This window comes from Pseudovibrio exalbescens, assembly GCF_028737195.1.
Lineage (GTDB): Bacteria > Pseudomonadota > Alphaproteobacteria > Rhizobiales > Stappiaceae > Pseudovibrio > Pseudovibrio zosterae.
In genome coordinates this window covers 145,846-159,181 of the sequence record NZ_JAQZAJ010000002.1, presented here as the reverse complement: position 1 = coordinate 159,181, position 13,336 = coordinate 145,846, and the positions used below count along the sequence as shown (strand labels likewise).

General features: G+C 56.5%; 16 protein-coding genes. 9 read left to right on the top strand and 7 right to left on the bottom strand.

Annotated elements, in window-relative coordinates:
- The first annotated feature begins 16 nt into the window (after nt 1–16).
- On the top strand, nt 17–760 hold the full coding sequence (locus tag PUV47_RS05915) for a DUF1223 domain-containing protein (protein ID WP_274217585.1): 744 nt from the start codon (nt 17–19) through the stop codon (nt 758–760).
- A gap of 136 nt (nt 761–896) precedes the next feature.
- On the top strand, nt 897–1,784 hold the full coding sequence (locus tag PUV47_RS05910; RefSeq protein WP_274218289.1) for a cation diffusion facilitator family transporter: 888 nt from the start codon (nt 897–899) through the stop codon (nt 1,782–1,784).
- Between the two features lie 104 nt (nt 1,785–1,888).
- On the opposite strand, the gene PUV47_RS05905 is transcribed toward PUV47_RS05910, so the two are convergent.
- The 3 genes from PUV47_RS05905 to PUV47_RS05895 all read right to left on the bottom strand — a co-directional run bounded on the left by PUV47_RS05905 (nt 1,889) and on the right by PUV47_RS05895 (nt 4,474).
- Nucleotides 1,889–3,208, bottom strand: a complete 1,320-nt coding sequence (locus PUV47_RS05905) for an ammonium transporter (protein ID WP_274217584.1) — start codon at nt 3,206–3,208, stop codon at nt 1,889–1,891.
- Between the two features lie 28 nt (nt 3,209–3,236).
- Nucleotides 3,237–3,575: a P-II family nitrogen regulator gene (locus PUV47_RS05900; protein WP_274217582.1), complete on the bottom strand. Its 339-nt coding sequence runs from the start codon at nt 3,573–3,575 to the stop codon at nt 3,237–3,239.
- A gap of 344 nt (nt 3,576–3,919) precedes the next feature.
- Nucleotides 3,920–4,474, bottom strand: a complete 555-nt coding sequence (locus PUV47_RS05895) for a DUF924 family protein (protein ID WP_274217581.1) — start codon at nt 4,472–4,474, stop codon at nt 3,920–3,922.
- Nucleotides 4,475–4,595: 121 nt separating this feature from the next.
- Between PUV47_RS05895 and PUV47_RS05890 the strand changes: the two genes are divergently transcribed.
- Nucleotides 4,596–4,835, top strand: coding sequence for a sulfurtransferase TusA family protein (locus PUV47_RS05890; RefSeq protein ID WP_274217580.1), 240 nt, complete (start codon nt 4,596–4,598; stop codon nt 4,833–4,835).
- Here PUV47_RS05890 and PUV47_RS05885 read toward each other — a convergent pair.
- A complete protein-coding gene (locus PUV47_RS05885) occupies nt 4,832–5,122 on the bottom strand; it encodes a 4a-hydroxytetrahydrobiopterin dehydratase (protein WP_274217579.1) in 291 nt (96 codons plus the stop codon). The two genes, PUV47_RS05890 and PUV47_RS05885, sit on opposite strands and share 4 nt — an antisense overlap.
- Before the next feature lie 302 nt (nt 5,123–5,424).
- Between PUV47_RS05885 and PUV47_RS05880 the strand changes: the two genes are divergently transcribed.
- Nucleotides 5,425–5,892, top strand: a complete 468-nt coding sequence (locus tag PUV47_RS05880; RefSeq protein WP_274217578.1) for a low molecular weight protein-tyrosine-phosphatase — start codon at nt 5,425–5,427, stop codon at nt 5,890–5,892.
- A 9-nt stretch (nt 5,893–5,901) separates the two neighbouring features.
- Here PUV47_RS05880 and PUV47_RS05875 read toward each other — a convergent pair whose 3' ends face one another.
- Nucleotides 5,902–6,669, bottom strand: a complete 768-nt coding sequence (locus tag PUV47_RS05875) for a phosphatase PAP2 family protein (RefSeq protein ID WP_274217577.1) — start codon at nt 6,667–6,669, stop codon at nt 5,902–5,904.
- A gap of 163 nt (nt 6,670–6,832) precedes the next feature.
- Between PUV47_RS05875 and PUV47_RS05870 the strand changes: the two genes are divergently transcribed.
- Together PUV47_RS05870 and PUV47_RS05865 are read left to right on the top strand one after the other, a co-directional pair.
- The gene (locus PUV47_RS05870; RefSeq protein WP_274217576.1) at nt 6,833–7,456 is read left to right on the top strand and encodes a 2-hydroxychromene-2-carboxylate isomerase; all 624 of its coding nucleotides are present in this window, start codon (nt 6,833–6,835) and stop codon (nt 7,454–7,456) included.
- A gap of 246 nt (nt 7,457–7,702) precedes the next feature.
- Nucleotides 7,703–8,665, top strand: coding sequence for an AEC family transporter (locus tag PUV47_RS05865; RefSeq protein ID WP_274217575.1), 963 nt, complete (start codon nt 7,703–7,705; stop codon nt 8,663–8,665).
- Here PUV47_RS05865 and gluQRS read toward each other — a convergent pair.
- Nucleotides 8,662–9,519, bottom strand: a complete 858-nt coding sequence (gluQRS, locus tag PUV47_RS05860) for a tRNA glutamyl-Q(34) synthetase GluQRS (protein ID WP_274217574.1) — start codon at nt 9,517–9,519, stop codon at nt 8,662–8,664. The genes PUV47_RS05865 and gluQRS overlap by 4 nt on opposite strands.
- 83 nt (nt 9,520–9,602) lie before the next feature.
- Between gluQRS and PUV47_RS05855 the strand changes: the two genes are divergently transcribed.
- Together PUV47_RS05855 and PUV47_RS05850 are read left to right on the top strand one after the other, a co-directional pair.
- Nucleotides 9,603–10,244 (top strand): DNA-3-methyladenine glycosylase family protein, encoded by a 642-nt coding sequence (locus PUV47_RS05855; RefSeq protein ID WP_274217573.1) that lies wholly within the window; start codon nt 9,603–9,605, stop codon nt 10,242–10,244.
- Between the two features lie 14 nt (nt 10,245–10,258).
- A complete protein-coding gene (locus PUV47_RS05850; protein ID WP_274217572.1) occupies nt 10,259–10,912 on the top strand; it encodes an alpha/beta hydrolase in 654 nt (217 codons plus the stop codon).
- 11 nt (nt 10,913–10,923) lie between these two features.
- Here the strand turns inward: PUV47_RS05850 and PUV47_RS05845 are convergent, their stop codons facing one another.
- Nucleotides 10,924–11,829: a polyprenyl synthetase family protein gene (locus PUV47_RS05845; RefSeq protein WP_425313739.1), complete on the bottom strand. Its 906-nt coding sequence runs from the start codon at nt 11,827–11,829 to the stop codon at nt 10,924–10,926.
- Between the two features lie 211 nt (nt 11,830–12,040).
- Here PUV47_RS05845 and PUV47_RS05840 point away from each other — a divergent pair, with 211 nt between their 5' ends.
- Entirely contained in the window at nt 12,041–13,288 is a 1,248-nt protein-coding gene (locus tag PUV47_RS05840) for an SAM-dependent methyltransferase (RefSeq protein ID WP_274217571.1), read from the top strand.
- Nucleotides 13,289–13,336 lie beyond the last annotated feature (48 nt).

The window sequence follows — 13,336 nt, the reverse complement described above, 5'->3', positions numbered from 1 at the left end:
CACTGACATGATGTTGATGGTGAAACGCATACTGGTTTTAGGCGCGGTTTTCGCAGGGATTTCCATCGCACCTGCAGTGCATGCTGCTGAAGCGCAGAAGCCAAAAGCCATTGTGGAGCTGTTCACCAGCCAGGGTTGTTCCTCCTGCCCGCCAGCAGATGACATTTTGTCGGAGCTTGCCGATAAAGACGGCATTCTGGCACTGGCGTTTCATGTGGACTACTGGGACTACCTTGGGTGGGCGGATACATTTGGCTCTGCTGACAACACCAAGCGTCAGAAGATGTATGCGGAAGCCAATGGTGAGCGGAGCATCTACACGCCGCAAATGGTCGTGAACGGGCACCGTTCTTTCGTTGGCAGTGATCGCGCCAGCATCAAGAAAGCGCTGGAACGGCATGTGAGTTTGCCGCTGTCTGTGGAGACCTCTGTTCATGACAACATGTTTGAGGTCAGCGTCGATGGCGCTGTGCCCGGCCCCAAACTGATGGCGAGCGTTTATCTGGTCAAGGTAAGCGACCGCGCCACGGTAAGTATCCGGCGCGGTGAGAATGCCGGGTCCAAGCGCGAATATCGCAATGTCGTTCGGGGGATCATGCCGATCGGCGTTTGGGATGGGGGGCCGGAGACCTACAAGTTGCCGCTATCTGAAGTGGGCGGCAACGGTGTTGAGCGTATCGTGGTGCTGGTCCAGAAGATGGTGAACGGTAACCCCTCTGACATCCTTGGAGTGGCGACGACTGCGCAGGTCAGCTTCTGAGGATTTCCCGCTGATAACCTATGGCTAAGTTCCTATGGATGTTTGGTTAGGTTTGATATACCTGCCAAACCTGTTAGGCATGCGCGTGATTGCGAACGGTGGCGCACTCACCAAACTATCAGATGGGCCAGAAGTTATGAACGAGAGCATGCGCTTTGCGCTCGGCAGCATTGTTGTCGGTTTGATTGTACTGGCGACAAAGTACGCGGCTTACCTCTACACCGGCTCTATTGCTTTTTACTCCGATGCGCTTGAGTCCATCATCAACGTGGCCTCGGCGCTGGCTGCAGCAGGCGCGCTGCATCTTGCCCAAAAACCAGCGGACCACAACCACCCTTATGGGCACACCAAGGTTGAGTACTTTGCTGCTGTGTTGGAAGGGGTGCTAATCGTTCTGGCGGCGGTGACCATCTTGCGGCAGGCCTATATCAGCATCATGGAAGGGCCGCAGCTGGAGTACTCCCTGTTTGGCTTCGTGCTGAACGGGGCGGCGTCTGTACTGAATTTCATCTGGGCGAGCGCGCTGATGCGTGTGGGCCGCAAGCACCGCTCGCCGGCACTTGTTGCCGATGGCAAGCACATCATGACGGATGTCTACACCTCTGTGGGTGTGATTGTAGGCGTGGGGGCTGCTTACGCGACGGGCTGGACCATTCTTGACCCCATACTTGCCATTGTGGTTGCCGTGAACATTCTTTGGTCCGGCTGGCACCTTGTACGCGAGTCCATTGGCGGGCTAATGGATGAAGCGGCTCCGGAAGAAGAGCAGGAGCTGTTGCGCACCTTGATCTCAAAGCATGGCGAAGGGGCAATTGAGGCCCACGATTTGCGCACCCGCCATTCAGGGCATGTGACTTTCGTGGACTTTCACCTGGTGGTTCCGGCGGACATGACCGTGCTGGACGCCCACGAGATTTGCGATCGGATCGAAGAGGGTATTGCCAAGGAGTTGCCCGGCGCGCGGGTCACCATTCACATCGAGCCGGAAAACCACGCCAAACATTCGGGCATCGTGGTGATCTAGGCCTGCTCCGGAGACGCACTGCAAATGAAAAGGCCCGGGTGGGAGAGCCCGGGCCTTTCGTTTTTTGGGAAGGTGATTGCTGGGAGTTTATCTCCCTTTGATGTTTAGAGGCGCTGAGAGCCCTGGCCGAATTCTGGGTAGGCTTCGACGCCAATTTCGACCTTGTCCAGACCCATTGCTTCTTCTTCTTCGCCGACACGGATGCCGATGGTTGCCTTGAGGGCGAACCAGACCGCCGCAGAAGCAATCACGGTGAAGACACCGTATGCAGCCACACCAAGCGCCTGAGTTGCGTAAGACGCGTCGGTGTTGGACAGCGGCACGATGAGCGTGCCCCAGATGCCTGCGATCAGGTGAACCGGGATTGCGCCTACAACGTCGTCGATCTTCAGCTTGTCCAGCAGCGGCACAGTGAAGACAACGAGCGCGCCGCCAACACCACCGATGATGATGGACTGCAGAACGGATGGTGCCAGTGGCTCAGCGGTGATGGACACGAGGCCAGCCAGGGCGCCGTTCAGGGCCATGGTCACATCGACCTTCTTGTAGAGGATCTGGGTCAGAACCACTGCAACGATCACACCACCTGCTGCTGCCATGTTGGTGTTCGCGAAGATGCGAGAGATGTCGGTCACGTCGCTGATGGTGCCCATTGCGAGCTGGGATGCGCCGTTAAAGCCGAACCAACCGAGCCACAGGATGAACGTGCCCAGAGTTGCCAGAGGCATGGAGGAGCCCGGCATGACGTGAACCTGACCGTCTGCGCCGTATTTGCCTTTACGGGCACCAAGGATCAGCGCGCCAGCAAGCGCGGCCCAGCCGCCTACGGAGTGAACGAGTGTGGAACCGGCAAAGTCAGAGAAGCCTGCTTCTGACAACCAGCCGCCGCCCCACTGCCAGGAGCCTGCGATCGGGTAGATGAAACCGGTCAGTACGACAACGAAAGCAAGGAACGGCCACAGCTTGATGCGCTCGGCCAATGTGCCGGACACGATCGACGCTGCTGTTGCCACAAACACCATCTGGAAGAACCAGTCAGATGCAGTGGAGTAACCGGTGTCGAGAGCATCGCCGCCGACCGGGTCGAAGGAGTAAGGACCAAAGGAACCCATGAAGCCGCCATCAACGCCGGTGTACATGAGGTTGTAGCCGGTGACCCAGAACATGAGGCCCGCGATGGAGTAGAGGCTGATGTTCTTCAAGCACTGCATGGATACGTTCTTGGAGCGAACGAGGCCTGCTTCGAGCATCGCAAAGCCTGCTGCCATCCACATGACGAGGAAGCCGCCAATGAGGAACAACAGGGTGTTGAAGATGTACTGAGTTTCAGGTGAGACCGGCGGTGTTTCCTGAGCCAAAGCCGGTGCAGCCATGGCGGCAAGGGCCGCGACTGACAGGCTTGAAAGGGTATAGATGCGCTTCATTTTTTCAGTTTCCCCTCGATTTTTCTAATTAGAGTGCGTCGGCGTCTGCTTCGCCGGTACGGATGCGAACGACCTGGTCGATGCCGTAAACGAAGATCTTGCCGTCGCCGATCTGGCCGGTCTTGGCCGCGCCAGCGATGATTTCGACAACCTTGTCCGCCAGATCTGCATCCACGGCGACCTCGATCTTCAGCTTTGGCAGGAAGCTGACCGCGTATTCCGTGCCGCGGTAAATCTCGGTGTGTCCCTTCTGACGGCCGTAGCCCTTCACCTCGGTGACGGTGAGGCCTTGAACGCCAACGCTCGTGAGGGCGTCGCGCACCTCGTCGAGCTTAAATGGCTTGATGATCGCCATTACAATTTTCATAGTCAGCTCCCGCTCTACTGTTGACCAATCGGGAAATTCGTTCCCTGTGTTCCCCCGCGCTCTCCCGGTCCAAAACTGACTGCGCTCAGTTCAGGACCAGCAGGTCCGCGTTCGGCCTATTACATACAAGGAGTGTGCCAACTCGATTTTTCGGCGGAATTCTGCTGTTTTTGGGATGTTGGTACTTCTTAAAAACCTATTAAAAACAGCGTTCTATCCGGGGCATCTAGGTCGAGAGACTAGGTTTTGGGCAGGGCGACGCCGCGGCAGGTATGGTGATAAAAAAATAGGCAGAGCACAAAATTTGCTCTGCCTAAAAAATAGTCAAACTGTAGAGGGAGGGGTCAGGCTCTAAAGCCGCCTTCCTCTAAAAAGCGCTGTTCTTCCGGTGTCGTTTCCCGGCCGACAAGGGCATTGCGATGCGGGAAGTGACCAAAGCGGCGGATCACGTCCATGTGGATCAGGGCATAGAGGTAGCCGTTCTGATCACCCCAGCGGCGGAAAGCATCCACTGCAGTGGTTTGGTCCTCAATGTTTTCGGAGTGCTCAAACGGCAAGAAGAAGAAAAGGCGAACCTCCCGTGGGTAGGCCAGGTGGTAGTTCTTTTCCATGGCTTGTCTGGCGATGGCGAGGGCCTTGGCATCATAAGCGAAGCTCTCGGCGGAGCCTCGGAAGAGGTTTCGCGGAAACTGGTCCAGAAGCAGGAGCAATGCCAACGCGCCATGGGGCGTTTCTTGCCAGCTATCGTAGTCGCCCTTAGCGGCTTTGCGCAGATCACCTTCAAACCGGCTTCTGATTTCCTCGTCGAATTCCGGCGTGCTTTGAAACCATTTTTCTCGGCCAGCTTCCCACCAGAACTCGAGGATCTCGTAGATTTTGTTAGACTCTGTTGTTGTCATGGGCCCCCCGACAGATTACAGAACCCGCCAGAGCACAGCGGGACTATTGGACTGGTGCGCATGTTACAGCCTGTTGGCAGCATCAGCATCACCTGATACCGTTCCAAATGGGAATGTCGTGATGGATTTTAAACAGCTTGATCTAAAAGGACTTAACTGTCCGCTGCCGGTCATGAAAGCGCGCCGGGCGCTGGCGCGCATGCGGGCGGGTGAGGGCCTTGAGGTGCATGCGACAGATCCGATGGCGCAGATCGACATACCGCACATGTGCAATCAGGACGGGCACACGCTGCATGGCGTGGAAACACAGCAGGACATTCTCGTGTTCCGAATTACCCGCGGCGCGGTTGAGGGCGCCTAGGTCAGCAGCTTTTCAATGGATGTGGCGAGGCGAATATCGCGTTTCGTCAATGCATTCACGTCATGGCTGCTAAGCGATATCTGCACATCTCTATAGTTGTTGGACCAGTCCGGGTGATGGTTCTGCTTTTCGCAAAGCAGGGCGACTTGTGACATGAAACCAAACGCCCGAACGAAGTTTTTGAATCTAAACGCTTTTTGAATTGATTTGCCGTCTATTGAAATTTTCCAGCCTGGAAGGCTCTCCAGCGCTGCGTCAATCTCTTGCTGGCTAAGCACGTCGGTCATCCAAAACTCCTCACAGCCTCGTGTTCGATATATTACCGCGCCAACAAGAATTCTGAGAAAAGGCGCTTATATTCAAGCCAATAATAACAAGAAAGGATTTCCCAATGTCCAACACGTGGTTTGCGTTTGCTCTCCTCCCAGCCATCAGTCTTTTTGTCGTGACTGTTGGTTTGAGCATGGCCGTCGCGTAACGACCTCCTTTTGTTTGACGTGGATGGGTATGCTCTGGATATGCGCAGCGCTTGCGATTGTGTGTATCATCTCGTCGTCTGATCCCTGATTTGGCGAGCGAGAACCCATCCATGTCAAAGACCCGCGTTCTTTTTGTCTGCCTTGGCAATATCTGTCGCTCTCCCTTGGCGGAGGGCCTGTTTACCCATCATGTCACAACCCACGGTGTGCAGGACCACTATGAAATTGGGTCCGCTGGCACGGGAGGCTGGCATGTTGGCAACCCGCCAGATCCACGCAGTATCGCCATCGCAGCGCAGCACGGCGTCGATATTGGCATGCAGCGGGCGCAGCAAGTTCACCCCAAGCACTTCACGAACTATAACTATCTGATTGGTATGGACGCCAGCAACGTTGAGCGTTTGCATCATCTAGCGCCCGCTGGCGCGCTGGCGCAGATCCGCATGCTGTTGGATGAGCAGCGCAAGGATGTGCCGGACCCTTACTATGAGGGGCCTGAGGGATTTGCGCTTGTCTATCGCATGGTGAACGAAGGAACGCTGGCCCTGTTTAAGCAGCTGGAAGCACGGCGCCTGTGACTGGCGCGCCTAGCGAAACATGCTGGCGAATTGTTGAACCTGTGTGCTGCCGATGCCGAACAGTTTGTTAAGCTTGGCATGCAGCCAGATCCCGGCATGGGTGAAGGCGTTTTCCAGGGTTTCTGGTTGTGCCCAACTTGGGGTCTTTCGGTAGAGCAGCCAGTAGACGGCCCAGATCACGAAAAACGTCACGCCCCAGGATATCATCGTGTCGGACAGGAAGTGCCCGCCGAAGGCAACGCGATTTATCGAGAACACCAAAGCCGGGCCAATCGTGCCGATGGCGACTGGGAGCTTCCATTTTTTGGGGACGATGAAGACCAGAGCGACCAGCCAGATGGAAGAGGATGCCTCGCCTGACACAAAGGAGCAGTTGGTCTGGCAATAATCGGAGCTTTGCCACACGCCGACGAAGGGATTGGAGCCGCCGAAAGACTCCACGTGACGAGGGCGGGGGCGGCCAATATTATTTTTGAGCAGGGCGTTGACGACGAGCCCGGGACCAATGATCAGAGTGCTTATAAGAAACAAGGGGGCGCGCAGATCAACCAGAGCCCTTAGCTTCGGCAAAAGCAGTTTAATGAGCAGAACGGCAAGAGAAAGGCCCACAACCCACGACACCAGGTAGTGTTTCATGTAGCGAATATCTTGCAAGAGTGGGCTTTTTGCCGCTGGGAAATAACCATCTGAGCTGTAAAACATCTGGCTGGCCCAGATATCTACTGCAGGAAACGCCAAAAAGAAAAGTGATACAGAAATAATGTATGCCGTTGTCAAGACAAACGGACACCTAGCGGAAATACTAGGAAGGTTTACATATGTACGCTTCACCCCAATGCCCCCATTGCGAGCGTCTAATGTTATTTTTGTATAATAAAATTCTGACGCAATGCGCAAGGGTATATAATCGATACGTGACGATAAATTAAATGAACGATGAATGTTTGATGGAGTTGCGCTGATGCCCCGGATCGCTTTCTGGTATGATTTTGCTTCCACCTATAGCTATCTCAGCGCCATGCGCATTGAGACCCTCGCAGTTGACCGTGGCATCTCCGTAGAATGGCGTCCATTCTTGCTCGGGCCAATCTTTAAAAAGCAAGGGTGGGAGACCTCGCCATTTAATCTTCAGCGTTCTAAAGGAAATTACATGTGGCGGGACATGGAGCGTCAATGTTCTGTTCTCGGCCTGCCGTTGGTACGCCCCAACCCGTTCCCGCAGAACAGTCTTTTAGCGGCGCGGATCGCCTATTGCGGGCGCAATGAAGACTGGATCGGCGCATTTACCCGTGCGGTCTATCACATGGAATTTGCGCTGGGCGAAGACATCTCAAACCCTGAGCTTCTTGCCGCGCTTCTGGTGGAGTTGGGAGCACCGGCAAAACGGGTGATGAATGAGATTGAGACGGCGGAGGTGAAAATCGGCCTGCGGGCGGAAGTCGCAACCGCAGAGTCACTTGGTATCTTTGGCGCGCCCAGTTTCGTGACAGAACATGGAGAGCTGTTTTGGGGCAATGACCGCCTGGATGATGCGCTGGATGCGGCGTTCATGAGATTTGGCTAGAAATCCGCAGTGGTGTAGAGGCAAAGGCGAGCTGCAAACTGGCTTGCTCTAACGGGTTTGACGCCTACGCCTTCCTTTTAAGCGCGCTGTTTTCAGGGGTGTTCTTTCCTAGCCTGTGTGATCAGGGGACATTTTCTCAAGAGATTGCCTCTGGTGGGCGGGGTTTGGAGGGCTTATAAGGTCTTCTCTTCCTAAACGAGTATCCGTGGCATGGTCTTCGACTGGTGCCCGGTACAAGAGAGCCTCATGTTTCAGCAGACCATCCAGCTTGTGTTGCCCATATTCATCTTGATCGGGTTGGGCTATGCGTGCGCCTCCCTAAAGCTCCTCAAGGAGGGCGTGGGGCAGGCGCTTGGCTCCTTCTGCGTGACAATTCTGGTTCCTGTGCTGATCTTCAGGACGTTGACCGGTGCTGAGTTGGGTGACGTGTCGCCTTTTCCGTTTTGGCTGGCCTACTACTCGGCTTTGACGCTGGTTTACTTTGTTGCGGCCGCCATCGTGCGTTGGGGCTTCAAGCGCGAGGCCCGTGCGGCCGTTGTGGCTGGCCTTACCGCCGGGTTCAGCAATACAGGCCTTATCGGCATTCCATTGATATCGTCTCTTTTCGGGCCCGAAGGTCTGGTGCCGCTTTCCCTGATCATTGCGCTGCATATCCCGTTTGTGACAATCCTCTCCGTCTCTTTGATGTCCCGCGCTGTGGTGATTGATGGCTATGAGGAAGCGCGTCCGATCAAAGAGGTGCTCCAGTCGGTCATAAAGAGCCTGATCAGCAATCCCATTATCATTGGTATCTTGAGCGGCGTTGCGGTGAACCTCGTTGGTCTCCCCGTTCCGTCTATCGCCGAAACCGTGTTGACCTCCATGGCGACGGCGGCAACGCCCGTTGCGCTGTTTGCGGTAGGCATGGGACTGGTGGACTACGGCATTCGCGGCACGCTGAAGATTGCAACGGTGCTTAGTGTGCTCAAGATTGGCCTTTTGCCGCTGACCGTTTTCATCTTCATGAGCCAGTTCACGGATCTGCCGCCCCTTTGGGTGGCTGTGGCAACAATGGGCGCTGCCTGCCCAACGGGCTTGAATGCGTATCTTCTGGCTGTGCAGTTCGGCACTGGGCACGCTATGTCTTCAAACGCGATCACAATCACCACCTTCACCGCAATCTTTACAGTGAGTGGGTGGCTGGCGTTCCTTCAGGCGTTCGGCTACTAGCTGAAGCCAAGGCGGGTGCGGATTTGCCGAGCCGTCATGCCATCAGCGCGGAGTTCGCGCAAGGATGTGTCTCGGGCTGATTTTGACAGCTTGCGCCCGTCATCATCCAGGATGAGTCCGTGATGTTGATAGGTCGGGCATGGGAGGCCAAGCAATTGCTGAAGCACCCGGTGAACTGCCGTGGCATAAAAGAGATCCTGACCGCGCACTACATGAGTGATGCCCTGAAGGGCATCATCCACCACCACAGAAAGATGGTAGCTGGTGGGCGTGTCCTTGCGGGCCAGAATGACATCTCCCCATTCGCTCGGCACGGCCGGGACATCGCCGGTCTCGCCTTGCGGGCCGACGCCCGTTTCTGGCCAGAACACTAAATCAGCAAGCTGCGCCAGCGCTTTTTGCATGTTGAGGCGCAGGGCAAAGGGGCGGCCCGTCACCGCGGGCTCTAGCGAGCCACCGGGATAAAGAGGGGCGCCATCCGGATCGCGAGGCCAAGGTGTCCCGGTTGCAAGTTCCTTCTCGGCAATGGCCTGCTTGATCTCAGAGCGCGTAAGGTAGCCTCGGTAAAGGAGGCCCTTCTGCTCAAGCTTCTTGAGGGCTGCAGTGTATGCGCTCAGGTGTTCGGATTGCCGGCGAACGGGTCCATGCCACTCAAGACCGAGCCACTCCAGATCCTCAAGGGCATCCGCGCAAAGCTTGTCTGTGCAGCGCACGGTGTCTATGTCTTCTATTCTCACAAGGAACCGTCCTCCCAGTTCTCGGGCAATGTGCTGATTGAGCAATGCTGAATAGGCATGGCCAAGGTGCAGGTGGCCATTGGGAGAGGGGGCAAAACGAAGGACGGGCGCAGACATTCAGGTTATGGTCTTTCTGTTGGAAGGCTGCTCAGGCTTGTTGAAGTTTAGTTTGCCGCACGCAGCTGGCAAGGGGAAGTAGTGTGAAACCCATTGAAACAGAAGAAGATATTGCACGGGAACTGCAGAGCCTGTTGCTGCTGGATGAACGGCTGCGCGGCGTTTTCGAGATTGCCGGGGTGGTGCCCTTGCGTCGGCGCGCGGCGGATTTCAAGGCGCTTTCCAACATCATCGTCTCACAGCTGATTTCTGTTGCCGCTGGCGCTGCCATTTTCGGGCGTTTGGAAGCGCTTGTGGATCCGTTTACACCGGAGGTCTTGCTGTCGAAGTCCCATGAGGAGCTGAAGAGGGTTGGCTTGTCCGGTTCCAAGGTCAACACCATTCGCAGCATTGCCGAACACATGGAAGATGGGCTTGATCTTATGCATCTTGCAGAAATGCCTGCCGATGTAGCCCAAAGAAGGCTGTGTGAAATCAAAGGCATCGGCCGTTGGACCTCTGACATTTTTCTTTTGTTTTGCGCTGGGCACCCAGATGTGTTCCCATCAGGGGATGTGGCTTTGCAAAACGCAGTGAAGGATGCCTTCGGGTTGGATGAACGACCGAAGGGCAAAGAGCTGGATCTGATTGCAGAAGCGTGGGCCCCGCATCGCGGCACTGCAGCGCGGCTTTGGTGGTCTTATTACAAGGCCCGCCGCGAAGGTCGCGAAACGCTGCCCATCTAGTTTGGGAGAGGCATATGGAAAGCCATGGTGTCCTTCGCCACGGTGCCAAGGAGACACCCGCTGAAAGTCTGGTGGTGTTGCTTCATGGATATGGAGCGGACGCATCCGATCTGATCACGCTTGCAGACGATCTGACAGAAGCGTTGCCGCGTTGCGAGTTTGTGGCCATTGAAGCGCCGCAGGTCTGCGACGTTTGGGCCGCAGGACGGCAGTGGTTTCCGCTCACGGAGCGGACGCCAAAGGAGTACCGCCTTGGTGCTGAGGCCGCAGCGCCTTATCTGGTTTCTGCAGTGGAAAAGGAAATGGCACGCGTTGGCGTGGAGCCGAGCTCAGTCGCGCTCTTCGGTTTCTCACAGGGCGCGATGATGGCCCTTCATGTGGGGCTTCATTACCCCAAGACATTTTCCGGCATTCTTGCATATTCTGGTGCGCTGCCTGCACCGGATACGCTGTGCCGGGAGGTGGCCAGCAAGCCGCCGGTTCTGCTGGTGCATGGCGAGGAAGACGACGTGGTGCCGTTCTGGAACTTGTCTGTGGCTCAGACAGCCATGGAAAACGCGGAGGTGCCGGTGACTGCACAGGGCCTGCCGGGACTTGGCCATGGCATCAACGTGCACGGGATTGAGCTCGCGCGCACGTTCTTGATGGAAGTGTTCCACGAAAGCTGACAGGCGCTGTCCTAATTGGTACGGCTTGCGACGAAGTGCGCCAGCTCTGACAGAGGCTTGCCGCGTTCGCCGAACGGAGCGAGCAGCGCATCGGCCTCTGCGATCAAGTCTGCAAGCTTGGCGCGCGCAGCGTCTTCTCCCAACAGGCCGACAAGCGTGGCCTTCCCCATTTCCGCGTCTTTGCCGGTTGCCTTGCCGACGACCTCAGCGTCGCCAACAACATCGAGAATGTCATCAGCCAGCTGGAAGGCAAAGCCGATCACTTCCCCGAAACGGGTCAGAGTGTCGACGGTTTCTTGCGGTGCATCGGTCAACAAAGCGCCAGCGCGGCAGGCATAGCGGATCAGCGCGCCGGTCTTCATGGACTGGAGGAGCCGGATTTCGGCCTCGGTGCGATCGCGGTGTTCGGACTCCAGATCCAGCATCTGGCCGCCAGCCATGCCACCGACACCGGAAGCGCGGGCAAGCTCCTGAGACAGGACCAGGCGCACTTCGGCGCTTTCGGAGACTTCCCGGCGGGCAATCAAATCGAATGCGAGGGTCAGCAACCCATCACCGGCCAAGATAGCGGTGGCCTCATCAAAGGCGATGTGCGTGGTGGGCTGGCCGCGGCGCAGATCATCATCATCCATGGCGGGAAGGTCATCGTGCGCCAGGGAGTAGCAATGAATGCACTCCAGCGCCGCCGCAGCTGTGAGGACGCCGTCATCCTCGCGGCCCAGCATCTTGGCCGCTTCCACAATCAAGGCGGGGCGCAAGCGCTTGCCTCCTGCAAGGGCGGCATACTTCATGGCTTCAACGAGACGACTTGGGCGGGCGACTTCCTGCGGCTCTGGCTGCAGGGCGAGGGCGTTGGTCAAGGTTTGTTCCACACGCGCTGCAGAACTGGCGAGTAAGGTGCGGGCCGCGTCGCTCACGAAGTCTCTCCCGGAAAAGGTAGTGTGCCTGATTGGTTGCACTGCTGTCGCCTGAATGCCAAGCCGCGTCAAGCCCATGGCGCGGGAGGGGCTCCAATTTTTGAGGGTGATAGAAGCAGCAGCTACGAAAAATGCGAGGGCTTCCGTTAGGAGAGTTGCGAAATTTCTCCGTTACAATACTCTTAAGTGTGGATTGCTTTGGAAGGAAGAAATGCGAGCTCTTGCCAGAATGCTGGAGCCCTTCCTTGAGAAGGGCCAGCTTATCATCATTGACGCAGAAAATGTACGCCATGAGCTTGGCGGGCGCGCGCCCGGCCCAAAGGCAGTGATACGCTTTCATGATAGGTGGCTACCCCTAAAGATGTTGTGGGATCCGGAGCTTGTGGGTGCAGAAGCCTATATGGATGGGCGTTTGACTTTGGAGAAAGGCACTCACGTCAACGATCTGATCAGCGTGTTCACGGTCAATCGCGGCCCGTTTAACGCGACCGCCCTGCAGAAAGTTGTTTGGTCCTTCAAGGATGGTCATGCGCGTAGAAAGCAGCGCCTTGATCTTTCGCGAAACAAGGCGCAGGTGCGCCACCACTATGATCTGAACACGGATCTCTACCGGCTGTTTCTTGATGACGGGCTAAATTACTCATGTGCTTATTACAGAACACCGGAGGATACACTTGAGCAGGCGCAGGCTGCCAAGTTGGACCATCTGATCGCCAAGCTCGACCTGAAACCCGGTATGCGCGTTCTGGAAATTGGCGGTGGCTGGGGTTCGTTGGCGATCCGCATGGCGCAGGCGGGGGCTGACGTAACATCGCTGAACGTGTCACCTGAGCAGATCCGGATTGCCGAAAAGCGCGTTGAGGCGCTTGGTTTGCAGAACAATGTCGAGTTCATCTGCAAGGACTACAATGAGTTTTCCGGGGAGTATGACCGGGTTATCTCGGTCGGCATGATGGAGCACGTGGGCATTGGCAATTTCGATGCCTACTTCGCCAAGGTGAAGGAATGCCTGCGCCCCAAAGGCTTTGGCGTCATCCATTCCATCGGACGCTACACGCCACCGGGCACGACAGGCCCGTTCTTGACCAAGTACATCTTCCCGGGCGGGTATGTGCCATCCCTCTCTGAGGTTTTTGCAGCAACGGAACGGCAGCGTTTATGGGTGTGCGATGCCGAAATTCTGCGCCTGCATTACTATTATACACTCAGAGCGTGGCGACTTCGGTTTGAGGCCAATTGGGACAAGGCCAAAGCGCTTTACGATGAACGCTTCTGCCGAATGTGGCAGCTCTATCTGAGCGCATGCGAGATGGGCTTTCTGGAAGGGAGCACAATGGTGTTCCAGCTTATCGTGTCACGTGAGCGTGACGCGGTGCCGCTGCTTCGCGACTTCATCGGCGACAATGAGCGCAAACTGCAGGCGGCGGCAGGGCACGACACTCGGTTTCAACGCGCTTGAACAAGAAAACCCGAGATGCGGGCGCACCTCGGGCTTTCAAGGGGAGGA

What these genes read in the sequence shown, in the direction of transcription:
- PUV47_RS05870 (WP_274217576.1), top strand. Translation starts at nt 6,833, where the DNA reads ATGTTTGATGGAGTTGCGCTGATGCCCCGGATCGCTTTCTGGTATGAT.
- PUV47_RS05885 (WP_274217579.1), bottom strand. Translation starts at nt 5,122, where the DNA reads ATGACCGACGTGCTTAGCCAGCAAGAGATTGACGCAGCGCTGGAGAGC.
- gluQRS (WP_274217574.1), bottom strand. Translation starts at nt 9,519, where the DNA reads ATGTCTGCGCCCGTCCTTCGTTTTGCCCCCTCTCCCAATGGCCACCTG.
- PUV47_RS05910 (WP_274218289.1), top strand. Translation starts at nt 897, where the DNA reads ATGAACGAGAGCATGCGCTTTGCGCTCGGCAGCATTGTTGTCGGTTTG.
- PUV47_RS05905 (WP_274217584.1), bottom strand. Translation starts at nt 3,208, where the DNA reads ATGAAGCGCATCTATACCCTTTCAAGCCTGTCAGTCGCGGCCCTTGCC.
- PUV47_RS05850 (WP_274217572.1), top strand. Translation starts at nt 10,259, where the DNA reads ATGGAAAGCCATGGTGTCCTTCGCCACGGTGCCAAGGAGACACCCGCT.
- PUV47_RS05890 (WP_274217580.1), top strand. Translation starts at nt 4,596, where the DNA reads ATGGATTTTAAACAGCTTGATCTAAAAGGACTTAACTGTCCGCTGCCG.
- PUV47_RS05840 (WP_274217571.1), top strand. Translation starts at nt 12,041, where the DNA reads ATGCGAGCTCTTGCCAGAATGCTGGAGCCCTTCCTTGAGAAGGGCCAG.
- PUV47_RS05900 (WP_274217582.1), bottom strand. Translation starts at nt 3,575, where the DNA reads ATGAAAATTGTAATGGCGATCATCAAGCCATTTAAGCTCGACGAGGTG.
- PUV47_RS05865 (WP_274217575.1), top strand. Translation starts at nt 7,703, where the DNA reads ATGTTTCAGCAGACCATCCAGCTTGTGTTGCCCATATTCATCTTGATC.
- PUV47_RS05880 (WP_274217578.1), top strand. Translation starts at nt 5,425, where the DNA reads ATGTCAAAGACCCGCGTTCTTTTTGTCTGCCTTGGCAATATCTGTCGC.
- PUV47_RS05895 (WP_274217581.1), bottom strand. Translation starts at nt 4,474, where the DNA reads ATGACAACAACAGAGTCTAACAAAATCTACGAGATCCTCGAGTTCTGG.
- PUV47_RS05915 (WP_274217585.1), top strand. Translation starts at nt 17, where the DNA reads ATGGTGAAACGCATACTGGTTTTAGGCGCGGTTTTCGCAGGGATTTCC.